This is a genomic window from Stenotrophomonas sp. P2112 (assembly GCF_041897515.1).
Classification (GTDB): domain Bacteria; phylum Pseudomonadota; class Gammaproteobacteria; order Xanthomonadales; family Xanthomonadaceae; genus Stenotrophomonas; species Stenotrophomonas sepilia.
Map to the genome: position 1 here is coordinate 41381 of NZ_CP169216.1, position 22939 is coordinate 64319.

The window sequence follows — 22939 nt, forward strand, 5'->3', positions numbered from 1 at the left end:
ATGTTTGGCGGCCGTTTGCCGTGATCAGGAGCAGCCGAGCGTGGGCTCAGCTCTACAACGGCATGTCGATCACCCCGCGTATGCGGTCAGCCGGCCTTCCTGCTCGCAGACGGTGATCGCGCCGCCGAACACCGCCGACAGCGGTTCGTTGCGCAGCAGCTCGGCGCGGGTGCCGTCGGCCAGCACGCGGCCATCGCGCAGCAGTACCACGCGCTCGATCTCGGGAATGATCTCTTCGATGTGGTGGGTCACCAGCACCAGGGTGATGCCCTGCTGCGCCAGCACCCGCATGGTCGCCACCAGCTGCTCGCGGGCGACCAGGTCCAGCCCGGTGGAGGGTTCGTCCAGCAGCAGTGCCTGCGGCCGATTGACCAGCGCGCGGGCGATCAGCACGCGGCGGGTCTCGCCAGCGGACAACTCGGCGTAGGCGCGGTCGCGCAGGGACAGGGCGCCGGTCATCGCCAGTGTCTCGCCCACACGTGCGCGCATATCGGCGGTCACTTCGCGGAAGGCCGGCACCACGTAGCTGGCGAAGAAGCCGGACAGCACTGCCTGTTCCACGGTCAGGCCCGGCATGTCGGCCAGATTGCTGCTGAGATCGCCGGTGACGATGCCGAGCTGCGATCGCAGCCGGTCCACCTGCCAGCGGTTCTGCCCCAGCACCCTTACCGCCACGGAGCCGTCGACCTGCGCCAGCGGGTACAGCTCGCGGGTGATCAGCTTGATGAAGGTCGACTTGCCGCAGCCGTTGGGGCCGAGCAGGGCGGTGTGCTGGCCCTGCGCGATGCGCAGGCTGAGCCCGTGCAGCACCTTCACCTGGCCGCGCACCACGGTGGCGCGGTCCAGTTCGATCAAGGGGGGCAGCTCCGCAACGGGCGGGGCGGCAGTCATGGTGCTGGCGCGTGGATCAAGGCTCGACAACTCAGGTCCCCAACTGTGAACGGTGCCACGGATGGCGATGCGATACATCGCCGCAGGGATGCAGTTTGCAACGCAAGCGCCCATCATGTCTGCCATCCCCGCGTCGATCCGGAGAGCTGCCATGTCTGATGCCCTGATGTCCCTGTTGACCGGTGGTGTGCTCGGCCTGGGAGGGTGGGCCATGCTGGCGGTGTTGCTGGTCTTCACCCAGATCACCATCTTCTCGGTAACCCTGTACCTGCACCGCAGCCAGGCCCATCGCGGGGTCGATTTCCATCCGGCGCTGGCGCACGTGTTCCGCTTCTGGCTGTGGCTGACCACGTCGATGATCACCCGCGAGTGGGTGGCCATCCATCGCAAGCACCACGCCAAGGTGGAGACCGAGGACGATCCGCACAGCCCGGTCACCCGCGGCATCGGCAAGGTGTTCTGGCATGGCGTGGAGCTGTACCGCGAAGCGCGCGGCATGCGCGCGGACATCGAGCAGTACGGGCGCGGCACGCCGGACGACGCGATCGAGCGCCACCTGTATACCCCGCACGCCACGCTGGGGCCGGTAGTGCTGCTGGCGATCAACAGTGTGCTGTTCGGCCTGCCCGGCGTGGCGCTGTGGGCGATCCAGATGGCGTGGATCCCGTTCTGGGCGGCGGGCGTAGTCAATGGCCTGGGCCACTGGTGGGGGTACCGCAACTACGAGTCGGCCGATACCTCCACCAATCTCACGCCGTGGGGGTTCTGGATCGGTGGCGAGGAGCTGCACAACAACCACCATGCATTCCCCAGTTCGGCGCGCTTCGCGATGCGGCGCTGGGAGTTCGATATCGGCTGGAGTGCGATCCGCCTGCTGCAGGCGCTGCGCCTGGCCAGGGTGCTGCGGGTGGCGCCGGCCATGGACGTGCGCCCGAACATCGCCGTGCCCGATGCCGAAACGCTGAAGGCGCTGCTGTCGCACCGCTTCCAGGCGATGACCGATTACCAGCGCAACGTGTTCATGCCAGCCCTGCGCGAGGAGGCCGCGCAGGCCGGGGCCAAGCTGCGCCGCCTGCTGCCACGCCGGTTGCGCCGTGGCCTGGTCAACGATGGCCGCTGGCTGAAGCCCGACAGCCGCGCCCAGCTCAGCGCATGGGTGGCGCAGCGGCCGCGCATCCGCACTCTGGTCGAGTACCGCGGGCGATTGGCTGCGCTGCTGGAAGCCCGTGGCCACGACGCCGCCGAGCGCCTGCATCAGCTGCAGGCGTGGTGCCGCGAGGCCGAGGAAAGCGGTATCGCGGCGTTGCAGGCCTACGCCGCACGGTTGAAGGGCTACAGTCTGGTGGGCGCGTGAGGGCAGGGTACGGGCTTCTGCTGGCGGCGCTGCTGCCGGGTGCGGCGCTGGCCCAGGTCACCGACACCGCCAGCTATCTGCAGCGGATGGACAGCGATGGCGACGGCAGGGTCAGCGAGGCCGAGTACGTGCAGTGGATGCTGTATGCCTTCGATCGCATGGACCGCAACGGTGATGGCGTGCTGAGCGCCGACGAGCTGCCCGGCGGCAAGGGCAGGGCAATCCGCCGCGAGCAGCAGCGGCAGGTGATCGTGCAGCGCTTCCACAAGCAGGATGCCAACGGTGATGGCTTCCTGGATGCCCGCGAGCTGTCCGCGCCGCCGCGTTGAGCGGGCGTAGAATCGCACCATGCCTGAACTGCCCGAAGTCGAAACCACCCGCCGCGGCCTGGCGCCGCACCTGCAGGGCCGCCGTGTGCATGGCGTGATCCTGCGCCGCGCCGATCTGCGCTGGCCGATTCCGCCGGAAGTGGCCGAGCTGCTGCCGGGGCAACGCATCGAGGACATCCGCCGGCGCGCCAAGTACCTGCTGCTGGATACCGCCATCGGCAGCGCCGTACTGCACCTGGGCATGTCCGGCAGCCTGCGCGTGCTGCCCGGTGATACCCCGCTGCGGGCGCATGACCACGTCGACATCAGCCTGGACAACGGCCGCCTGCTGCGCTTCAACGACCCGCGCCGCTTCGGCAGCCTGCTCTGGCAGCCGGCTGGGGAGATCCACCCGCTGCTGCAGGGGCTGGGCCCGGAGCCCCTGGACGACGCGTTCGACGGCGACTACCTGTTCGCCCGCAGCCGGGGCCGCAGCGCGCCGGTGAAGACCTTCCTGATGGACCAGGCGGTGGTGGTGGGCGTGGGCAACATCTACGCCGCCGAGAGCCTGTTCAAGGCCGGCATCAGTCCGTTGCGCGAGGCAGGAAAGATCTCGCGAGAACGCTACCAGCGGCTGGCCGACGCGGTGAAGGAGATCCTGGGCTACGCCATCACCCGCGGCGGCACCACCCTGCGCGATTTCATCAGCCCCGACGGTGCGCCGGGCTACTTCGAGCAGGAGCTGCTGGTGTACGGCCGCGACGGGTTGCCGTGCCCGAACTGCGGGCGCGCGCTGAAGCACGCCACCATCGGCCAGCGCGCCAGCGTCTGGTGCAGCCACTGCCAGCGCTGAGCCGGCGACCAGCGGCAGCTGAACGGGCAGGGCGCGTCTCCGCTGCCCGTTAACGTTTGTCTGCCTATGATGGCCGACCTTCCTCCCTGTGCCTGACGCGCCTGCATGCAACGACGCGACTTCATCCGCAATGCCTCCCTCGCCCTGGCTGCATTCGGCCTTCCGTCCCTGCCCGCGTGCGCGGCCAGCAGGAGCGGCCAGATGGGCCTGCGCCGCCTCGGCCAACCGCAGCCGTTCGACTTCGCCACCCTGAAGGGCCAGGCGTGCGCGCTGGCACAGGCACCCTACAAGAGCCACAAGCGGGTGCTGCCGGGCCGCCTGGAAGGCCTGGACTGGGACCAGTACCAGTCGATTGGCTACCGCCAGGACCATGCGCTGTGGGCCGACCAGCCCGGCAAGTTCCAGGCCAAGTTCTTCCACCTGGGCCTGTACTTCCATTCGCCGGTGCGCATGTTCGACGTGGTCGACGGCAAGGCGCAGGAACTGGCCTATGACGGCGCGGCGTTCAACTACGGCAAGAGCGGCATCAAGGATGGCGAGCTGCCGGCCGATCTGGGCTTCGCCGGGTTCCGCCTGAACACCCGCAAGGACACCGACCGCGACTTCGCCGCCTTCCTTGGCGCCAGCTACTTCCGCGCGGTCGGCAAGGAGGGCCAGTACGGGCAGTCCGCGCGTGGCCTGGCGATCGACACCGGCATGGGCAAGCCGGAGGAATTCCCGGATTTCATCGCCTACTACCTGGAACAGCCGTCGGCTGATTCGGAGACGATCGTGGTCTATGGCCTGCTGGATTCGCCCAGCGTGGCCGGTGCCTATCGCTTCGCGATCACCAACGGTGACGTGCTGCTGATGGACATCGACAGCGCGCTGTACCCGCGCAAGGCGATCGAGCGGTTGGGCATCGCCCCGTGCACCAGCATGTACCAGGTGGGCGAGAACGACCGCCGCATGGGCTGGGACTGGCGCCCGGAGATCCACGATACCGATGGCCTGTCGCTGTGGACCGGTGCCGGCGAATGGATCTGGCGCCCGCTGCTGAACCCGCGCAACCTGCGCTTCAACATGTTCGTGGACCGCAACCCGCGTGGCTTCGGCCTGCTGCAACGCGACCGCAACTTCGACCATTACCAGGACGACGGCGTGTTCTACGAGAAGCGCCCGTGCCTGTGGGTGGAGCCGAAGGGCGAATGGGGCGAGGGCTCGGTGCAGCTGGTGGAGATTCCCACCGTGGACGAGACGTTCGACAACATCGTGGCGTTCTGGAACCCGAAGGAAAAGCCGCAGCCGGGCCAGGAGCTGCTGGTCGGCTACCGCTTGTACTGGGGCGCCGAACCGCCGGCGCGCCCGCCGCTGGCGCACTGCGTGGCCAGCCGCACCGGCCTGGGCGGTGTGGTCGGCAAGAAGCGTGAGTACTTCAGCTGGCGCTTCGCGGTGGACTTCGAAGGTGGCGAACTGGCCAGGCTGATCGACAAGGCCGAGGTCGAAGCGGTGGTGGAAGCCAGCCGTGGCCGGGTCGAGATCGTGTCGGCGCGCCCGCTGCGCGAGATCAACGGCTATCGCGCGATGTTCGACCTGGTGCCGCCGGAAGGCAGTACCGAGCAGATCGACATCCGCCTGTTCCTGCGCAGTGGTGGCAAGACCCTCACCGAGACCTGGCTGTACCAGTACACCCCGCCGCCGGCCGGTGCGCCGGAGCGCACGCTGTACTAAGTGGGGATTGGGTTTGCAGGGCTTGCAGCCCTGCACCTGCAGAGGCCAGAGCCGAAGCAACGGCAGAAGCTGGTTTCCTGTAGGAAGGCGGGGTGGGTCCGGTTGAGGGGGACGGCGTAAATACGTCCATGTAGCCTCGGTCGCGCCATCCATGGCGCTCACGCCCCCGCAACCGGACCCACCCCGCCTTCGACAGACCTCCGCGATCTGTCGGAACAGCTCATGGGGTCAGATCCGTTTTCCGAAGGAAAACGGATCTGACCCCGGAATTTCATTCGATATCTGACAGATGTGTCGACCAAGGTCGACACCCACCAACAGCTGCGGGATTGTGTCAGAGGTGGGGCGGTGTCGGAGTGCGGGGTGTCAGCCGCATGGATGCGGCTGCCAAGCTTACAGGGACGTACTTGCAGCGTCCCCGCACTCCGACACCGCCCCGCCATTCCACGGAATGCCCGCTGTTGCCGTTGCTTCGGCTTGAAGCAGGTGCAGGGCTGCAAGCCCTGCAAAAGAACACCCCTTACAGCGGCAGGGGCGCCTGCGCCGGATCGATCCGGCCTTCGCCGCGGGTGATCTTCTTGAACTCCGCGCGGCTGACCGACACGTAGCGCTCGTTGCCACCGATCTCCACCTGCGGGCCGTCCTGCACGGCGTGGCCATGCTCGTCCACGCGCACGGTCATCGTCGCCTTCTTGCCGCTGTGGCAGATGGTCTTGATCTCCTGCATCTCGTCGGCCCAGGCCAGCAGGTACTGGCTGCCTTCGAACAGCTCGCCGCGGAAGTCGGTACGAAGGCCGTAGCACAGCACCGGAATGCGCAGCTGGTCGACCACCTCACTGAGCTGCCAGACCTGGGCGCGGGTCAGGAACTGCGCCTCGTCCACCAGCACGCAGCCCATCGGGCCGTTGGCTGCCAGATCCTGCTCCACCCAGCGCTGCAGGTCGGTATCGCGGTCGAAGGCCATGCCGTCAGCGCGCAGGCCGATCCGCGAGGCAACCACGCCGGCGCCGGCACGATCGTCCAGGCGTGGGGTCAGGATCGCCACCCGCATGCCGCGCTCGCGGTAGTTGTGCGCGCTCTGCAGCAGGGTGGTGGTCTTGCCGGCGTTCATCGCCGAGTAGTAGAAGTAGAGCTTGGCCATCGGCCAATTCTAGTCGCCACCCGGCCCGCCGTCGCGGATCGGCCGTGGCCGGGCGATCACGTGCCGGCTGTCGCGTACCCCGGTGCCAGCAGCGCCGAGGCAACGATGGCCTGGCAGGCGTGGCTCATCGCCCCGATCTGGCCAGCTCCTCGTCCTGCCATTGCCGGTAGGCCACCGGGTCCCAGTAGCGCGCCAACTGGTGCTTTTCCGGTTGCAGCACACGGGCCCCCGCATCGCCACGGCCCTGGCTGCGCATGGCGCCGTTCCAGCCGGCGCGGCTGCCGGTCTGCCGCATGCTGCCGGCCCGCAGTTCACGTTCCAGCCGCGGCGTCGCGGCCGGGTCGCCGAACTCGGCATACAGCGCGCGGCCCTCGCGTACCGCGCGCTCGCGCTCGTCGGCGGACAGCGCCTCCCAGAAGCGTTCGCGCTGTACCACCAGCCACTCGGTGCCGCGCTCGGCCGCCAGGTCCATCCATGCATAGCCCAGGGCGCGGTCGACCGGACCGCCCTGCCCGTTCCAGAGCATGTCGGCCAGCGCTGCCTGTGAGAGCTTGTCGCCGTAGCGCGCGGCATTGCGGAAGTCGTTGCGGGCCTCTTCGTGGCGGCCCCGCTCGCGGGCCTGCATGCCGAGCCCACGGAAGCGCAGGTCCGGATGGTAGACGAGGAACTCGTGCGACTGCAGCACGATCGTTTCATAGGCGTCGGCAGGCGGTGCCGGGCTGGACCCGGCCGCAGGCACGGCCAGCAGGCCCAGCAGGGTAGCCACCAGCGGGCGGGCGATGATGTTCAAGGACATGGACCACGCTCCTGTGTTCCGGAGTCGACTCAATACCTTAGGGCCAGGCGTCATGCAAGTCAGGTCGGCCCGCCGGCACCCCGCTACAATCCTGTCCCCATGCACGGTCTCAATCCCCCCCAAGCCGCCGCCGTCCTGCACATCGAAGGCCCCTTGCTGGTGCTCGCCGGCGCCGGCAGCGGCAAGACGCGGGTGATCGTGGAGAAGATCGCCCACCTGATCGGCAGTGGCCGCTATCCGGCGCGCCGCATCGCGGCGATCACCTTCACCAACAAATCGGCCAAGGAAATGCGCGAGCGCGTGGCCAAGCGCCTGCGCGAGCAGGACGCCGACGAGGTGACCATCTGCACCTTCCATGCGCTGGGCCTGAAGTTCCTGCAGATCGAACATGCCGCCGTGGGCCTGAAGCGCGGCTTCTCCATCTTCGATGCCGATGATGCCGCCGCGCAGATCAAGGACCTGATGCACGGCGCCAAGCCCGATGACATCGAGGACATGAAGAACCTGGTGTCGCGCGCGAAGAACGCCGGGCTGTCGCCCGAGCAGGCGATGGCCGCCGCACGCAGCAACCGCGAGAAGGAAGCGGCCAGCGTCTACGAGCGCTACCAGCTGCGGCTGACCGCGTTCAATGCGGTCGATTTCGATGACCTGATCCGCCTGCCGGTGCAGATCCTGGAAGAGAACCCCGAGATCGCCCTGGCCTGGCGCGAGCGCATCGGCTACCTGCTGGTGGACGAATGCCAGGACACCAACGACGCGCAATACCGCCTGCTCAAGCAGCTGGCTGGTGAGAAGGGCAATTTCACCTGCGTGGGAGACGATGACCAGTCGATCTACGCCTGGCGTGGCGCCAACCCGGAGAACCTGCAGCAGATGGGGCGTGACTACCCCACGCTGGAAATCATCAAGCTGGAGCAGAACTACCGCTGCTCCAACCGCGTGCTGCGTGCAGCCAATGCGCTGATCGCCAACAACCCGCACGAACACCTGAAGAAGCTGTGGAGCGACCAGGCCGACGGTGAGCGCATCCGCGTGTGGGAGTGCCGCAACAGTGAGCACGAAGCGGAAAAGGTCGCCGCCGAAATCGCCTTCGTGGCGCAGTCGCGCAACGTGCCGTGGAGTGATTTCTGCATCCTGTTCCGTGGCAACTTCCAGTCGCGGCCGCTGGAAAAGGCGATGCAGCTGCTGCGCATCCCCTACCACCTGACCGGCGGCACGATGTTCCTGGAACGCCAGGAAGTGAAGGACACGCTGGCCTGGCTGCGGCTGCTGGTGAACCCGGACGATGACACCGCGTTCATGCGGGCGGTGCAGTCGCCCAAGCGCGATGTGGGTGCCGGTACGCTGGCCAGGCTGGCCGAGCTGGCGCAGGAAAAGGACATGCCGATGGCGCATGTGGCCGAGACCATCGGCGCCCTGCAGCAGTTGCCGCCGCGCGCGGCCAACAGCCTGGCGCGCTTCACCGACATCCTGCGCGACCTGCGGGCGCAGATGCGCCAGGTGACGTCCGGCGACATGATCCGCAAGGTGGCCAAGGAATCGGGGTTGCTGAGCGAGCTGCGCCAGCAGGCCAAGGAAGAGGCCAGCTACCAGCGCCGGGCGAACAACATCGAGGAACTGGCGCAGTGGTTCGAGGGCGGCCCGCGCGGTGCCACCGCCGCCGACCTGGCCGGCCAGCTGGCGCTGCTCTCGCGCAGCGACAAGGACGAGGGCGGCAACCAGGTGCGCATGATGACCATGCACGCCTCCAAGGGCCTGGAATTCCCGTACGTGTTCATCGTCGGCTGCGAGGACGGCGTGTTGCCGCACCAGGTCAGCCTGGACGAGGGCAACCTGCAGGAAGAACGTCGCCTGCTGTACGTGGGCATCACCCGCGCCAAGATCCAGCTGTGGATGAGTTACAGCAAGCTCACGCGCAAGTTCGGCGAGCATGTGCGGCTGAAGCCGAGCCGGTTCTTCGATGAGATCCCGGCCGAGGAGATCCAGCGCGATGGCGCGGACCCGGTGGCGGATGCGGCGCGGAAGAAGGAACGGGCGAGCGCGGGGTTGGCGGCGATCGAGGCGCTGTTCGATTGAGGATCGAAAAGCCACTAAAGTGGTATTCCAATCCGTCCGATTGACGCTTCTGGCCTTGAGCCTGCATCGGGTTAAGGCCTAGTGTGAGCGCACCCGAAGTGCGCGCCGTGTCTTTCATCGTGTCCAACGACATCCCTCCTGTTCTCACCCGTACCTTCGTCGGGCTGGGCCTGGTCCTGCTTGTTTCAGCGCTTCTGGCCTACGTTGGGGCCAGGCGCTTCCTCGATGCGGCGGTCATTGCCGATGGCAGGATCACCCATGTGGATGCCGTCAGCGTTGATCGCGGTGGTTCGCGCACTTCAGGGGTGAAGTTCCTGTACTGGGTGGACTTCACTACCAGCAGCGGGCAAGTGATGCGGTTCTTCGCAGGTCGTACCAGCCGTCGTGCCTACATGACGGGCGATCATGTAGATGTGCTGTACCTGCCGGACCGCCCGGACAAGGCCCTGGTGCGTTCGCTCTCATCACCCTGGGGCCTGAGCGTCATACTGGGATTGGGCGGCGGCCCATTCCTGCTGGCGGCGGGACTTCTGCGCCTGCCGCAGGCGGCGAGGGCATGGCGGCGCAGGCAGCTCCTTCGCCACGGGACACGGGTGCAAGCCAAGGTCCGGGCGATCAAGCGCGATCGCGGAGTATTTTCGGGGGGAAGGCATCCGTTCGTCATCGTCTGCGCCTGGCGCGATCCTGAAACCACTCGATGGCATGTCTTCCACAGTGCGTATCTCTGGGCCGATCCCCGTGCACAGGTGAGTGGGCGTGAACTGGATGTCCATGTCATGCCGGGCAATCCGCGCTACTACCATGTCGATACCTCCTTCATTCGATCAGCGCCGGCACCTGCACGCTGATCGATCAACCCGGCAGCACCATGCCCACCCTCCTCAGATGTTTTTTGCTGTTTTTCTTTGCCGTGGGCCTGCTGACCCTTCTGGCCGCCGCCTGGCTGTTCGTGGACGTCCAGCGTTTCGCGCGCAAGGCCGTTTCCGTAACCGGAACGGTGGTGGCCGTCCAGGCAGAGGATGCCCGGTCGGAAATGGAGGGGATGCCCGCACGTGACATCACCCTGCATCGCCCGGTGGTGAGGTTCCAGACCGCACAGGGGCAGATGATTCAGTTCACCGCGTCCTTTGCTACCGGGGCACCACTGTACGTGGTCGGCGAACAGGTACAGGTGCTGTATCCCGGCGGCATGCCTTCCAAGGCTCGTATCCAGCACCCGGGATTGCGCTGGGGCGCACCGCTGCTGTTGGCGCTGATGGGCATGGGGTTCTGCCTGATCGCCGCATGCGTCCATCGCCTGTGCGTGCGCTACTGGCCGATCCTGTTCGGCCCGCGTGACGGGGCATGTGGCTAGGCTGAGCATCGTAGTGGCCCACTTGGCCTGAGCGTGCTGCACGGCGGGCGCTGGCGTTGCAAAATCGAGGTATTCCTTCCGGAGCCCACCCATGCATCCCATCGAAAGCGAACGCCTGCGGCTGCGCCGCCTGGAACCAGACCGGGATGCTGCGCCGATGCTGGCACTGCTCAACGATCCAGGCTTCCTGCGTTTCATCGGTGATCGCAACGTGCGCAGCGAGGAGCAGGCGCGGGAGTACATCGCGCTGCGCGTGCTGCGCAGCTATGCGTTGAACGGCTTCGGCATGTATGCGATCGAGCGCCTGGCCGATGGCGCGTGGCTGGGTAACGCCGGCCTGGTGCGGCGTGATGGCCTGCCGGGGCCGGATATCGGCTATGCGGTGCTCTCGGAATTTGCCGGGCAGGGCTACGCCGGTGAGGCGGCGCGTGCGGTGTTCGCGCATGCACGCGGAGCGCTGAGCTTGCGGAATCTGTATGGCATTACCGATCTGGACAACGTGGTGTCCGGGAAGATCCTGCTGGGCTTGGGCATGCAGGAGCGCGGAGTGATCCAGCTGCCGGGCGTGGACAGTCCGAGCCGGCTGTATGCCACGCCGGGAGCGGCGGAGGTCTGATCCCTGATGATCGTAGGTGCCGGCCGCTGGCCGGCATCCAGGCATCACCGGGTTGCCGGCCAGCGGCCGGCACTACCGGATGTGGACCTCAACCGCGCAGTTCTGCCAGCTGCGCCTGCAGCTCGGCCACGGCCGCTTCCAGCTGGGCCACGCGCTCGGCCAGGCCCGGATCGGCCGCATCGCTGCTGCCCCCGCCACTGCTGGCGTACTTGGCCGCCAGCGCCGCGCCATCCACTTCACCGCACAGCAGGTGCATGTAGCGGTCTTCGCGTTGGCCGCTGGCGCGCGGCAGCACCACCAGCAGCGCGCGCTGCTGCAGGCGCTCGACGGCGTGGCGGGCTTCGTCGATATCCGCGAACCGGTACAGACGCTCGCTGCGCGACACCAGCTCGCCCAGGGTCTGTGGGCCGCGCAGCAACAGCAGCGCCAGCAGCACGGTCTGCTGCCGGGTCAGGTCCAGCGCGGCCTGCAGGCGGTGCTCGTAGCGGTCGGCGCGCGAGGAGAAGTGCTGGCGAGCCAGGCCCAGTGCTTCCAGCTGGCGCAGCGCGTGCTGCACGCTGCCGGCGTCGACGTTCATCACCGGCTCCCGGGCGGTCTTCTGGTTGGCGGCCGACTGGGCCGCATTGACCGTCAGCGGGTAGGTGTCCGGTGTGGTTGCCTCCTTCTCCACCAGGCAGCCCAGCAGGCGGGCCTGCACCGCATCGAGCAGGGGGACGTCAGGGGTCTGGGTGGAATCGGTCATGGCGGCCTCCGGAAGAGCAGCGGGTCAACCACCAAGCATAGCCGTCCCAGGGCCGGCTTTGCCGGTAAAATGCGCCGGTATATCTGATTGCCGGTGAATCCATGCGTCGTCCTGTTTCCCTGTCCCTGACCCTGCTCGCCACCGCGGCGCTGGGCCTGTCCGCCTGCAAGCGCGTGGACGCGCCTGCCGCTGAAGCCGCGGCGCCGCAGGCCCCGGCGTCCGCCGCCAAGGCCGATGGCGCGCGTGATGCCACCGCCAACGACAACCTCAACGCCGTGCTGTGGATGCAGCGTGCGCAGGAGTACAGGGCGATCACCGAGCAGACCTACCGCGCCGCCGCCGACCACCTGGACGTGGCGCTGAAGGAAGCCCATTGGGATGCTCTGGTGCCGGAAGAACGCGGCAACGAGGCCAAGGGCCTGAAGCCGGCCGTGGTGCTGGACGTGGACGAGACAGTGCTGGACAACTCGCCCTACCAGGCGCGCCTGGTGCGCGACGGCAAGGAATACGACGAGCTGAGCTGGGACCAGTGGGTGGCCGAAAAGAAGGCCAAGGCGATCCCGGGCGTGGTTGATTTCGCCAAGGCGGCCAACGCCAAGGGCGTGACCCTGCTGTACATCTCCAACCGTGCTGTGCACCTGAAGGACGCGACCCTGGCCAACCTGCGCGAGCAGGGCCTGCCGGTGGCCGATGACAGCGTGTTCCTGGGCCTGGGCACCGTGGTCGAAGGCTGCGAGCAGGCTGGCAGCGAGAAGAACTGCCGCCGCCGCCTGGCCGGGCAGAAGTACCGCGTGCTGATGCAGTTCGGCGACCAGCTGGGTGACTTCGTGGAAGTGACCGCCAACACCAACGAAGGCCGTGACGCCCTGCTGCAGCAGTACCACGACTGGTTCGGCGAGCGCTGGTGGATGCTGCCGAACCCGACCTACGGCGGCTTCGAGCCGGCGCAGTTCAACAACGATTACAGCCAGTCGCGCCAGGCCCGCCACGACGCCAAGCGCGCCGCGCTGGACTACGCACCATGAGCCGCGCACCGCTGCCGCTGCGCGATGACGAGCGCCTGATCTTCGCGCTGGACGTGCCTGACCGCGCGCAGGCGCTGGCGTGGGTCGACCGCCTGGGCGACAGCGTGGCGTTCTACAAGATCGGCATGGAACTGCTCGCCTCCGGCGAGTACTTCCAGGTGCTCGATGAGCTGGCCCGCCGCGACAAGCGCGTGTTCGTCGACCTGAAGTTCTTCGACATTCCGGCCACCGCTGCGGCGGTGATCAAGCGCCTGTCGCAGTGGCCGGTCAGCTACGCCACCATCCATGGTTGGCACCCGGCCATGATGGAGGCGTGCGCGGCCGCCAACAGCGGCGACATGCGCCTGCTGGCAGTGACCGTGCTGACCTCGATGGGGCGCCCCGACCTCGCACAGATGGGCATCGACCGCGAACCGGTGGACGTGGTGGTCGAGCGCGCGCTGGCTGCCCAGGCCGCCGGCATCGATGGCGTGATCGCTTCGGGCCAGGAAGCCGGCCCGATCCGCGCTGCCACCGGCAGCGGATTCTCGATCGTCTGCCCTGGCATCCGCCCCGGTGGCCCGGTCGGCGATGACCAGAAGCGTACCGTTGGCGTAGCGCAGGCCTTTGCCGATGGCGCCGATGCCATCGTGGTCGGTCGCCCGATCCGCCTGGCCGCCGATCCGCAGGCCGCAGCGCGGGCGATCCAGCAGGAAATCGCGTCGGCTCTGGCTGCACGCTGAGCCCACCACCGACGCCGGTCACGCTGGCACCACGAACGCCATCCCGATCCATGCGGGATGGCGTTCGCATTTGTGGGGCTGCATCTGTCGCACGCAGCGCCAGCCACGAGAACTGTGCGCACGTTCGCGCTGCGGGCCTCTCCACTGCTCCCCAATCGATGCACCGGTACGGACCGCGGCCGCACCGGTTCCAACCATCGACAGAGGAGTACAGGGAAATGTATCGCAGCACCTCTTTGTTCATCGGCCTGCTGTTGGCCGCGTCTGCCGTACCCGCCATCGCTGCGCCGCAGCTGCGCGATGCGCCGCGCATCATCGGCGGCGAAGCGGCGCCGGCCGACGAGTACCCGTTCATGGTCAGCATCCAGGGCATCTTCGACGGCGATTCGGACCACGACCGCCACTTCTGCGGGGGCACCCTCATCTCGCCCTCGTGGGTGCTGACGGCCGCGCACTGCATGCAGCGCGAAGCGCCTGGTGGCATCGCCGTTGTCGGCAAGGTCACGACCCTGTCCACCGACGCCGCGCCACGACCGTCCAACGTCAAGGCGATCCACGTCCATCCGGCATTCAACAGCGGCAATTCGCTGGAGCACGACGTCGCCCTGATCCAGCTCAGCGCACCGCTGGACGGCGCACAGCCGGTGGCACTGCGGCTGCGGCCCGACGCCAGCTATCTCAAGCCGGGCCGTGAATTCACGGTGATCGGCTGGGGAGACACCGACATCGGCGATGGCCGGGTCTATCCGACTCAGCTGCAGACCGCGCAGGTGCCGTTCGTTTCCTTCACCGAATGCCAGCAGGCCTACGGCGGTGAACTGTCACGTGGAAAGGTCATCTGCGCCGGCCGCGAGGGCATCGACAGCTGCCAGGGGGATTCCGGAGGCCCCCTGCTGCTGCGCCTGCGTGAAGGCTGGACCCAGTTCGGTGTCGTCAGCTGGGGCGAGGGCTGTGCGCTGGCCGGCTATCCGGGGATTTATGCCCGAATCGCCGAAAAACACGCCGTAGATTTCATCGAAGCGGTTTGGCAACGCGATTGATACAATAAAATCAAATACATACATGGCATTACGTGAAGTGTTGCCTTAACTTGAACGGCAGCGTAGGATCGCCGCCATCCGGTCCTCGGGCCGGACATGTGCCACAACACTGTCCTCCGGCCCCGCGCCGGCTTGAAGAGCCTGTGATCCCCGTGATCCGGGCTCTTTTTTTATCCCGGTGGCGGCGCTGGGGTCAGATCCCTTCTGCCGCAGCAGAGGAGATCTGACCCCCCTCGGCTGGAAACCGTGACGTCCCGGCTTGCCGCTGTCACGTCGCAGGCCGCAAGATGCGGGCCGGTCCGGGGAGTCCGAGTGCATGAGCGTGGCGGTGCGAGGAAAGTCTGCGCGTGGATGGGGGCTGGCGGCCATGCTGCTGCTGGCCGTGGCGGGGTGTCGCGAGTCTGCCAACGATCCGGCCAGGCCGGCGGCCGAGCCGGTGGCTGCAGTACAGGCGATGGCGTTGCGCCTGGCCGAAGATGATCTGGTCGGCTACGCAAAGCTGTCGGTGCCGCCGGGCCAGTACCAGCGCCTGCAGCAGGCGTGGGTGGAGGGCCACAGCCAGTGGCCGCTGACCGAGCTGCCACTGGGCGACCAGCTGCTGCCGATGCTGGCCGCACTGCGCAAGCCCGGTGCCAGCGCCGAACTGCAGCGCAGCTTCGATCGCCAGCTGGCTGGCCAGGCCGGCGCCGTGCGCCAGGCCGCACAGTCGATGGGCAACTTCGGCGTGCAGTACCTGCGCCACCAGAAGGGCTACACGCCCAGCCAGCAGGCCCACTACATCGCCCTGGTCGAGACCCTGGCGGGGTGGGCGCAGGCTGCCCCGATCAGCGACCGCGCACGTGCCCGCAGCACCATCGCCGCGCTGGTCGGCGCCGCCAGCAAGGTCGGCTTCGATGACGAAGCCGGCCTGCAGGCGGCCGGCATGGAAGGCAGCCTGCAGCAGCTGGCGCCGTTCATCCACACCCTCAAGGCGGTGCTCGGCAGTTACGGGCTGGGCGTGGACGACGCGCTGCGCAGCGTGCGCGGCGAGCTGCTCTCGGTAGAGGGCGACAATGCGCTGGTGCGCCTGCACTACGACCTGGCCGGTCGCGAGATGACCCTGCAGCTGCCACTGAGCCGGCGCGAGGGCCACTGGTACCTGACCCGCACCCTGGCCGATACCGATGCGCTGCTGCGCAAGGCCGATGCGGCCCGCGCGGCTGCGTCGCCAGCACCGGCTGAAGCCCCCGCCGAGGGTGGGGAAGCGGCAACACCGCCGGCTAAGCCATAATGGCGCCGATGTCGAAACAGAACCCGCTGCCGTTCCCCGGCGAAGAATCCCAGTCGACGCCCGCCGATACGGTGCCGGCGTCCCCCTCGACCGGTACCGGCCCGAACCCGGTACCGCCGCCCGCGCACGCGCGTCCGGCTGCCCGCCGCCCGCTGTGGGCGCGGTTGCTGGGCCGCCTGATCGAGCCGTGGCTGTCGCTGAAGATCGAGCCGGAAGACCCGGGCCAGTACAACGATGGCCGCCCGGTCATGTACGTGCTGGAAGACTACGGCCTGTCCAACGCGCTGATCCTGGACAAGGCCTGCCGCCAGGCCGGCCTGCCGTCGCCGCTGGTGCCGCTGGCCGGTGATCCGACCGGCCGCAAGCGCGCCTATCTGGCGCTGTCGCGGCGCAGCTCCAGCAACTCGCTGATTCCCGAGCAGCGCGGCGCCAAGACCCACTCCGATTCGCTGGCCAAGGTCCTGCAGGCGCACCGCGTGCGCGATGACCTGGATGTGCACCTGGTGCCGGTGTCGATCTTCGTCGGCCGCGCGCCGGACAAGCAGAGCGGCTGGTTCGCGGTGTTGTTCTCGGAAAACTGGGCGCTGGTGGGCCGCTTCCGCCGCCTGCTGGGGCTGCTGCTGAACGGGCGCAATACCATCGTGCGCTTCGCCCCGCCGATCTCGCTGCGCAGCACCGTCGACGAAGGCCTGGAGCCGGAGCGCACGGTGCGCAAGCTGCAGCGCGTGCTGCGCACCCATTTCCGCCGCATCCGTGAATCGGTGATCGGCCCGGACCTGTCGACCCGGCGCCTGCTGGTGGACCAGGTGCTGGCCGCCGAGCCGGTCCGCGAAGCGATCGCCGCACAGGCCAAGCGCGACAACTCGAAGCCGGCCGATGCCTGGAAGAAGGCGCACGCCTACGCCTGGGAAATCGCTGCGGACTATTCCAGCCCGGTGGTGCGCTCGGCCAGCTTCATGCTCAGCCACGTGTGGAACCGCATCTATGCGGGCGTGCTGGTGCACCACCTGGACAAGTTCAAGGCCGCCGCGCCGGGCCACGAAGTGGTCTACGTGCCCAGCCACCGCAGCCACATGGACTACCTGCTGCTGTCCTACCTGCTGTACGACCGTGGCATCGTGCCGCCGCACATCGTGGCCGGCATCAACCTGAACCTGCCGGTGGTCGGCACCCTGCTGCGCAAGGGCGGTGCTTTCTTCATCCGCCGTTCGATCCGTGGCAATGCGCTGTACTCTGCGGTGCTCAGTGAGTACGTCGCGCAGCTGGTGGCCGGTGGCTATTCGCTGGAGTACTTCGTCGAAGGCGGCCGCTCGCGTACCGGGCGCCTGCTGCAGCCCAAGGGCGGCATGATCTCGATGACGCTGCGTGCATTCCTGCGCCAGCCGCGCAAGCCGGTCCTGTTCCAGCCCATCTACATCGGCTACGAGAAGCTGATGGAGGGCGGCAGCTACCTGGACGAACTGTCCGGCCGGCCGAAGGAAAAGGAGTCGATCTGGTCGCTGCTGTGGGGCATCCCCAAGGTGCTCAAGCAGAACTACGGCCAGGTGGTGGTGAATTTCGGCGAGCCGATCGCGCTGAACGATGTGCTGGCCGAGAAGGCCCCGGAGTGGAAGGGCGAGGCGGTGCCCGAGGACGAGAAGCCGGCCTGGCTGTCGACCACGGTGGATACGCTGGCCGAACGCATCCAGGTACGCATCAACGGCGCTGCCGACGTCAACCCGATCAACCTGCTGGCGCTGGCCCTGCTGTCCACGCCGAAGCACGCGATGGGCGAGGCCGACCTGATCGCGCAGATCGAGCTGTGCAAGACGCTGCTGGTCGAGATGCCGTACTCGGACCGGGTGACGGTGACCCCGCACTCGCCGGAGCGGATCATCGCCCATGCCGAGGAGATCAACGTCCTCACCCGCATCAAGCACCCGCTCGGCGATGTGCTCAGCGTCAGCGGCGACACCGCGGTGCTGCTGAGCTACTTCCGCAACAACGTGGTGCACCTGTTCACCGCATCGTCGTGGGTGGCCTGCTGCTTCCAGAACAACCGCCGCATGAGCCGTACCGGCCTGGTCCAGCTGGGCCGCACGGTGTACCCGTTCCTGCAGGCCGAGCTGTTCCTGCCGTGGAGCGAGGACGAGTTTGCGCAGCGCATTGACCGCACCATCGACGTGTTCGTGCGCGAAGGCCTGCTGCAGAACGTCAACGATGACGACGGCGGCATCCTGGCGCGCAACACCGGGCAGACCGACGAGGTGTTCCGCCTGCGGGCGATCGGCCATTCGCTGCAGCAGGCGTTCGAGCGCTACTACATCGCCATCTCGGTGCTGGTGAAGAACGGCCCGGGCGTGCTCGGTGCGGCCGAGCTGGAAAGCCTGTGCCAGCAGGCCGCGCAGCGCCTGAGCCTGCTCTATGCGCCGGCCGCTCCCGAGTTCTTCGACAAGGCCCTGTTCCGCGGCTTCATCCAGAAGCTGCGCGAACTGCGCCTGGTGTGGCCGGACGAGAACAGCAAGCTGCTGTTCGACGAACGCCTGGATGCCTGGGCCAAGGACGCCAAGTTCATCCTGGGGCGCGAGCTGCGCCACACCATCGAGCGGGTCAGCCCGGAAGCAGCGCGCCCGGACGAGCCTGCGCCGCAGGATTGAAGGTCGCGCCGGACAATGCGGTGGGTGCGGACCTTGGTCCGCACACTTCCACCCGTGCCAACCAAGGTTGGCACCTACCGGAGAGGGAGGCCAACCAAGGTTGGCACCCACCCGGACCCGGCTCAGGCCGGCTCGTCGGGAATCTGCAGGCTTTCCAGCCTGGCGATGCAGTCCTTCAGCTGCAGCTTGCGCCGCTTCAGGCGCTTGGCTTCCAGTTCGTCCTCGCCGTTGGCCGCCATGCGGGTGATCTGTTCATCCAGCAGGCGGTGCTCGGCGCGCAGGGCGGCGAGGTGCTCGACGATCTCGGCGGGGCTGTAGGTATCCACAGCCTCCGAGCATACACAGCGTTGATGACTGCCGGGAGAGGGGAAACCCGATCCCCGGCCGGGGCGGCTCCGAGCCGTTAGAATGGAACCCATGAGTGCCGTGATTTCCCTTCCCGATCCCCAGCCGCGCGCCGCCCGCGATCCACGCGTGGCCGAGCGCGAGCAGCACAAGCTGGCCAAGCGCCTGCGCCGCCAGGTCGGCGAGGCGATTGCCGACTTCGGCATGATCGAGGCCGGCGACAAGGTCATGGTCTGCCTGTCCGGCGGCAAGGACAGCTACACCCTGCTGGACGTACTGCTGCAGCTGCAGAAGAAGGCGCCGGTGCCGTTCGAGCTGGTGGCGGTGAACCTGGACCAGAAGCAGCCGGGCTTCCCCGAGCACATCCTGCCGGAGTACCTGGCAGGGCTGGGCGTGCCGTACCACATCATCGAGCAGGACACCTATTCGGTGGTCAGCCGGGTCATCCCGGAGGGCAAGACGATGTGTTCGCTGTGCTCGCGCCTGCGTCGTGGCGCGCTGTACAACTACGCCGAGACCCACGGGTTCACCAAGATCGCGCTGGGCCATCACCGCGACGACATGGTGGCCACGTTCTTCATGAACCTGTTCCACCACGCCAAGCTGGCGGGCATGCCGCCGAAGCTGCGCAGCGACGACGGCAGGCACGTGGTGATCCGGCCGCTGGCCTACGTGCGCGAGAGCGACATCGTCGACTACGCGCAGGCACGCCAGTTCCCGATCATTCCCTGCAACCTGTGCGGCAGCCAGGAGAACCTGCAGCGCCGCCAGGTCGGCCTGATGCTCAAGCAGTGGGAAAAGGACCATCCGGGCCGCATCGAGCAGATCGCGCGCGCCATGGGTGAAGTCCGGCCCTCGCAGCTGGCCGACACCACCCTGTTCGACTTCATGGCGCTGGGCCGTCGCGACGACACGCCGCTGCCCGACGCCCATGCCTGGCTGGCCGGCTCCCCGGCCGATGCCGACGCAGATCCCGAGACGCCCACCGTTTAAGGTCGGTCGCCCTTCCTCTTCGCCATCCGGAATTCCATGTTCTTTCGCAACCTGACGTTCTTCCGTTTCCCGACCACCACCGATTTTTCCGAAGTCGATACCCTGCTGCCGCACGCCGTGCTCAAGCCTGTTGGCGCGCTGGAAATGAATTCGCGCGGCTTCATTTCGCCGTTCGGCCGCGAGGAGAAGGAACTGCTGTCCCACCGCATCGCCGAACACCTGTGGCTGACCGTGGGCGGCGAGGACAAGATCCTGCCGGCGGCGGTGGTCAACGACCTGCTCGAGCGCAAGCTGGAAGAGATCGAGGAGAAGGAAGGGCGGCGCCCGGGTGGCCGCGAGCGCAAGCGCATGAAGGACGACCTGCTGCATGAACTGCTGCCGCGCGCCTTCGTGAAGTCCTCGCGCAACGACGCCTTCATCGACCTGCAGCACGGCTACGTGGCGGTGGATACCTCCAGCCGCAAGACCGGCGAATACTTCATGTCCGACATCCGCGGGTTGCTCGGCAGCTTCCCGGCGATGCCGCTGAACGCCGAAGTCGCGCCGCGCTCGATCCTGACCGGCTGGATCGCCGGAGAGCCGCTGCCGACCGGGCTGAGCCTGGGCGAAGAGTGCGAGATGAAGGATCCGGTCGAAGGCGGCGCGGTGGTCAAGTGCCAGCACCAGGAACTGCGCTGCGACGAGATTGACAAGCACCTGGACGCCGGCAAGCAGGTGACCAAGCTGGCGCTGATCTTCGAGGACAACCTGTCCTTCGTGATCGGCGACGACCTGATCGTGCGCAAGCTGAAGTTCCTCGACGGCGCCCTGGACCAGCTGGAGCATGCCGACGAAGACGGCCGCCGTGCCGAGTTCGATGCCCGCTTCGCCCTGCAGAGCGCCGAGATCCGCCGCCTGTTCCTGTTGCTGGAAGAAGCGTTCAAGCTCAGCAAGGCTGACTGAACAGGCAGCTCGACGGTCGCCGGTCATCCGGCGGCCCGAAGCAGCGCTATGCTGGGCGCATGAGCCGTCTGCTGCGCCGCCTGATCACGCCGCCCCCGCCCGCCACCGTACAGCGCGACACCGTTCGCCTGCGCCTGGAGGATGCCGAGATCGAGGTGCTGCGCGTGCGCGATCCGCGCGCGCGCCGCATCAAGCTGAGCGTGGACGAGCGTGGCGCGCGGTTGACGTTGCCACCGCGCGCAAGCCTGGTAATGGGCGAGCGCTTCCTGGAACAGCACCGCGACTGGCTGGCGCTGCAGCTGCGGCAGTACCAGGGGCAGGGCCTGCCGGCATCGCTGCAGCCCGGCGAAGACGGCGTGCTGCCATTGCGCGGTGAACTGTTGCCGCTGCGCTGGCAGGAAGGCCGCTACGCGCGGCTGGAGATCGACGGGCACGGTGCCTGCGTGCAGTGGCCGACCCGTGGTGGTGACGCCACCCTGCGCCGCCTGCTGCGCGAGTTCTATGAAGCGCAGACCCGCGCCGACGTCGGCCGCTGGCTGCCGAAGTACCTGCCCACCCTGCCGCGCGCTCCCAGCCGCCTGCGCCTGAAGGTGATGTCCTCGCAGTGGGGCTCGCTGGCCCCCGATGGCAGCATGGCCCTGGACCTGGCCCTGGTGCTGGGTCGTCCGGAAGCGTTCGAGTACGTGCTGGTGCACGAACTCTGCCACCTGATCCAGCCGAATCATTCGGCCGCGTTCTGGCATGAAGTCGAACAACGTTTCCCTGCCTGGCGCGAACAGCGCGACTACTTCCAGCTGGAAGGTCGGCGCCTGAAAGCCATGCTACGCCAGCTGCTGTAGAGCCGAGCCCACACTCGGCTGCCGTTGAATGCAGCCGAGCATGGGCTCGGCTCTACACAAGCGCGCGCAGCGCGCGACCCGCTCCTGCTCTTCTTTCTTTCTTCCGTGGTGGGCACACCGGAATCTGTCCGTGGCCGGGCGTGGTGGGTTGCGCAGGGGCGTGAGCCGCATGGATGCGGCGACCGAGCTTACAGGGACGTACTTGCAGCGACCCCTGCGCAATCCACCCCGCCTGGCCGAGCACGGCTTCTGGTTTGAACGACCGACCACGAGGGGCGCAGCCGTTGGCCGAAACCCTCACCCCGCCCGCAATGCCGCCGCGGCCGCCCAGCGTGCCGCCACCCGCGGCGCGGTGAGGCACACCGCCTGGTCGGTCACCGTCGTCACCGCGCGCTCCAGCAGCTGGATATCGGCCTCGTGCTGGCGTGCCACATGCGGGTCCTCGAAGAAGATCGCGCGCTGGCAGCGCCCCTCCAGCACACGGTCGGCAATCTGCGCATCGCCGCCCATCGGGCCACTCTGGTAGCGCGTCACCCACGGCGTATCGCTGGGCCAGCCGCGGCTCCAGGCCAGCTCGTTCAAGCGCTGGCCGGTGGTGCCGGTCGCCACGCGCTCGCCGAACCGTGCCAGCACATCGAAGTGCTCGTCAGCGAAGGCCAGCATCGCCGGCTTCATCGCGTCGTGCGCGATCAGCGCCAGCGTCTGGTGCTGGAAGGCATGCAGATCGTCGGCACCGGCATCAGCAGCCAGCCCGGCGTGGATGCGCTCCACCTCGATCCAGTCACGCGCAGTGGCCACGGTTGAAATGAACGGCTTGCCGTGGATCACGCACTGCCGCTTGAGCGCGGTTGCCTCCGGAAACACCGAGGAAGGATCGACCGGGTCGATCAGGTAGATCGCACCGTCCAGGGTGCGATCCGGCCCCATGCCAACCACTTCGGCCACCAGTTTCATCAGGCCACCCTCGCGCCCGTAGGGGTAGCGGTGCAGGCCGCCGTAGCCGGCCAGGAAGCCCTGCCGTTCGATCGCATCGTGGGTGCGCCCGACCGCGTGCAGCGATACGCCCAGTTCACGCAGCCCGGCCTCGCTGGCACGCAGCCAGCGGAACAGCGCGGCGCGCGCATCGTGGTGATGGAGACGGTTGGCGGCCAGGCCGATACGCATCGAGCGCTCCGTAGGGACGGGTAGAAGCGGCAGTGTATGTCGGCATTCGCCGATAGGGATGTTTTTCCAATTTTTCTCATTGTCGCGGAAGCGCGCCTCGCTAGCGTGGCTGGCAGCGGTAC

The 22939-nt window shown here is 67.6% G+C and carries 22 protein-coding genes; 16 read left to right on the forward strand and 6 right to left on the reverse strand.

Going from position 1 to position 22939, the window contains the following annotated elements:
- Window positions 1-69 precede the first annotated feature (69 nt).
- Entirely contained in the window at window positions 70-891 is an 822-nt protein-coding gene (locus ACEPA4_RS00185; protein ID WP_053496707.1) for an ABC transporter ATP-binding protein, read from the reverse strand.
- A gap of 151 nt (window positions 892-1042) precedes the next feature.
- Here ACEPA4_RS00185 and ACEPA4_RS00190 point away from each other — a divergent pair, with 151 nt between their 5' ends.
- The 4 genes from ACEPA4_RS00190 to ACEPA4_RS00205 all read left to right on the forward strand — a co-directional run bounded on the left by ACEPA4_RS00190 (window position 1043) and on the right by ACEPA4_RS00205 (window position 5116).
- A complete protein-coding gene (locus ACEPA4_RS00190; protein WP_072167421.1) occupies window positions 1043-2245 on the forward strand; it encodes an acyl-CoA desaturase in 1203 nt (400 codons plus the stop codon).
- Complete coding sequence (locus tag ACEPA4_RS00195) at window positions 2242-2574, forward strand: hypothetical protein (protein ID WP_005421108.1); 333 nt, start codon at window positions 2242-2244, stop codon at window positions 2572-2574. The genes ACEPA4_RS00190 and ACEPA4_RS00195 overlap by 4 nt, the downstream gene beginning before the upstream one ends.
- Window positions 2575-2593: 19 nt before the next feature.
- Window positions 2594-3406: a bifunctional DNA-formamidopyrimidine glycosylase/DNA-(apurinic or apyrimidinic site) lyase gene (mutM, locus tag ACEPA4_RS00200; RefSeq protein ID WP_005421105.1), complete on the forward strand. Its 813-nt coding sequence runs from the start codon at window positions 2594-2596 to the stop codon at window positions 3404-3406.
- Between the two features lie 105 nt (window positions 3407-3511).
- Window positions 3512-5116 carry a glucan biosynthesis protein gene (locus ACEPA4_RS00205; protein ID WP_262090500.1) on the forward strand — a complete coding sequence of 535 codons (1605 nt, stop codon included), beginning with the start codon at window positions 3512-3514 and terminating at the stop codon, window positions 5114-5116.
- Window positions 5117-5636: 520 nt separating this feature from the next.
- Here the strand turns inward: ACEPA4_RS00205 and ACEPA4_RS00210 are convergent.
- Window positions 5637-6257 carry a thymidine kinase gene (locus ACEPA4_RS00210; RefSeq protein ID WP_005421101.1) on the reverse strand — a complete coding sequence of 207 codons (621 nt, stop codon included), beginning with the start codon at window positions 6255-6257 and terminating at the stop codon, window positions 5637-5639.
- A 124-nt stretch (window positions 6258-6381) separates the two neighbouring features.
- Entirely contained in the window at window positions 6382-7053 is a 672-nt protein-coding gene (locus ACEPA4_RS00215; RefSeq protein ID WP_005421099.1) for an SEL1-like repeat protein, read from the reverse strand.
- A 99-nt stretch (window positions 7054-7152) separates the two neighbouring features.
- Here ACEPA4_RS00215 and ACEPA4_RS00220 point away from each other — a divergent pair, with 99 nt between their 5' ends.
- The 4 genes from ACEPA4_RS00220 (at window position 7153) to ACEPA4_RS00235 (ending at window position 11099) form a co-directional block, all read left to right on the forward strand.
- Complete coding sequence (locus ACEPA4_RS00220; RefSeq protein WP_095378496.1) at window positions 7153-9129, forward strand: UvrD-helicase domain-containing protein; 1977 nt, start codon at window positions 7153-7155, stop codon at window positions 9127-9129.
- A gap of 83 nt (window positions 9130-9212) precedes the next feature.
- A complete protein-coding gene (locus ACEPA4_RS00225; RefSeq protein WP_164214006.1) occupies window positions 9213-9977 on the forward strand; it encodes a DUF3592 domain-containing protein in 765 nt (254 codons plus the stop codon).
- Window positions 9978-9997: 20 nt separating this feature from the next.
- Window positions 9998-10483 (forward strand): DUF3592 domain-containing protein, encoded by a 486-nt coding sequence (locus tag ACEPA4_RS00230; protein ID WP_095378490.1) that lies wholly within the window; start codon window positions 9998-10000, stop codon window positions 10481-10483.
- Window positions 10484-10574: 91 nt separating this feature from the next.
- Complete coding sequence (locus ACEPA4_RS00235; protein WP_139726561.1) at window positions 10575-11099, forward strand: GNAT family N-acetyltransferase; 525 nt, start codon at window positions 10575-10577, stop codon at window positions 11097-11099.
- A gap of 88 nt (window positions 11100-11187) precedes the next feature.
- On the opposite strand, the gene ACEPA4_RS00240 is transcribed toward ACEPA4_RS00235, so the two are convergent.
- The gene (locus ACEPA4_RS00240) at window positions 11188-11841 is read right to left on the reverse strand and encodes a YceH family protein (RefSeq protein ID WP_164093077.1); all 654 of its coding nucleotides are present in this window, start codon (window positions 11839-11841) and stop codon (window positions 11188-11190) included.
- Window positions 11842-11942: 101 nt separating this feature from the next.
- On the opposite strand from ACEPA4_RS00240, the gene ACEPA4_RS00245 reads away from it, so the two are divergent.
- From ACEPA4_RS00245 to plsB, 5 genes are all read left to right on the forward strand, one after another.
- The gene (locus ACEPA4_RS00245) at window positions 11943-12866 is read left to right on the forward strand and encodes a 5'-nucleotidase, lipoprotein e(P4) family (protein WP_005421086.1); all 924 of its coding nucleotides are present in this window, start codon (window positions 11943-11945) and stop codon (window positions 12864-12866) included.
- Complete coding sequence (gene pyrF, locus ACEPA4_RS00250) at window positions 12863-13588, forward strand: orotidine-5'-phosphate decarboxylase (RefSeq protein ID WP_005421084.1); 726 nt, start codon at window positions 12863-12865, stop codon at window positions 13586-13588. Before ACEPA4_RS00245 ends, pyrF begins: the two co-directional genes overlap by 4 nt.
- A 218-nt stretch (window positions 13589-13806) precedes the next feature.
- On the forward strand, window positions 13807-14628 hold the full coding sequence (locus tag ACEPA4_RS00255) for a trypsin-like serine protease (protein WP_065185523.1): 822 nt from the start codon (window positions 13807-13809) through the stop codon (window positions 14626-14628).
- Window positions 14629-14944: 316 nt separating this feature from the next.
- The gene (locus ACEPA4_RS00260) at window positions 14945-15898 is read left to right on the forward strand and encodes a hypothetical protein (RefSeq protein WP_032954728.1); all 954 of its coding nucleotides are present in this window, start codon (window positions 14945-14947) and stop codon (window positions 15896-15898) included.
- Window positions 15898-18534: a glycerol-3-phosphate 1-O-acyltransferase PlsB gene (plsB, locus tag ACEPA4_RS00265; RefSeq protein ID WP_262090505.1), complete on the forward strand. Its 2637-nt coding sequence runs from the start codon at window positions 15898-15900 to the stop codon at window positions 18532-18534. Before ACEPA4_RS00260 ends, plsB begins: the two co-directional genes overlap by 1 nt.
- 122 nt (window positions 18535-18656) lie before the next feature.
- Here plsB and ACEPA4_RS00270 read toward each other — a convergent pair whose 3' ends face one another.
- Window positions 18657-18860, reverse strand: coding sequence for a YdcH family protein (locus ACEPA4_RS00270; protein WP_005421068.1), 204 nt, complete (start codon window positions 18858-18860; stop codon window positions 18657-18659).
- A gap of 91 nt (window positions 18861-18951) precedes the next feature.
- Between ACEPA4_RS00270 and ttcA the strand changes: the two genes are divergently transcribed.
- Genes ttcA through ACEPA4_RS00285 form a run of 3 tightly spaced genes read left to right on the forward strand, consistent with a single transcriptional unit; the run spans window position 18952 to window position 21653 of the window.
- The gene (gene ttcA / locus ACEPA4_RS00275; RefSeq protein WP_170944947.1) at window positions 18952-19872 is read left to right on the forward strand and encodes a tRNA 2-thiocytidine(32) synthetase TtcA; all 921 of its coding nucleotides are present in this window, start codon (window positions 18952-18954) and stop codon (window positions 19870-19872) included.
- A gap of 36 nt (window positions 19873-19908) precedes the next feature.
- Window positions 19909-20814 carry a recombination-associated protein RdgC gene (locus ACEPA4_RS00280; protein ID WP_005421064.1) on the forward strand — a complete coding sequence of 302 codons (906 nt, stop codon included), beginning with the start codon at window positions 19909-19911 and terminating at the stop codon, window positions 20812-20814.
- Window positions 20815-20873: 59 nt separating this feature from the next.
- Entirely contained in the window at window positions 20874-21653 is a 780-nt protein-coding gene (locus ACEPA4_RS00285; RefSeq protein WP_065185525.1) for a M48 family metallopeptidase, read from the forward strand.
- Between the two features lie 297 nt (window positions 21654-21950).
- Here the strand turns inward: ACEPA4_RS00285 and ACEPA4_RS00290 are convergent, their stop codons facing one another.
- Complete coding sequence (locus ACEPA4_RS00290; protein WP_065178669.1) at window positions 21951-22817, reverse strand: methylglyoxal synthase; 867 nt, start codon at window positions 22815-22817, stop codon at window positions 21951-21953.
- Window positions 22818-22939: the final 122 nt, after the last annotated feature.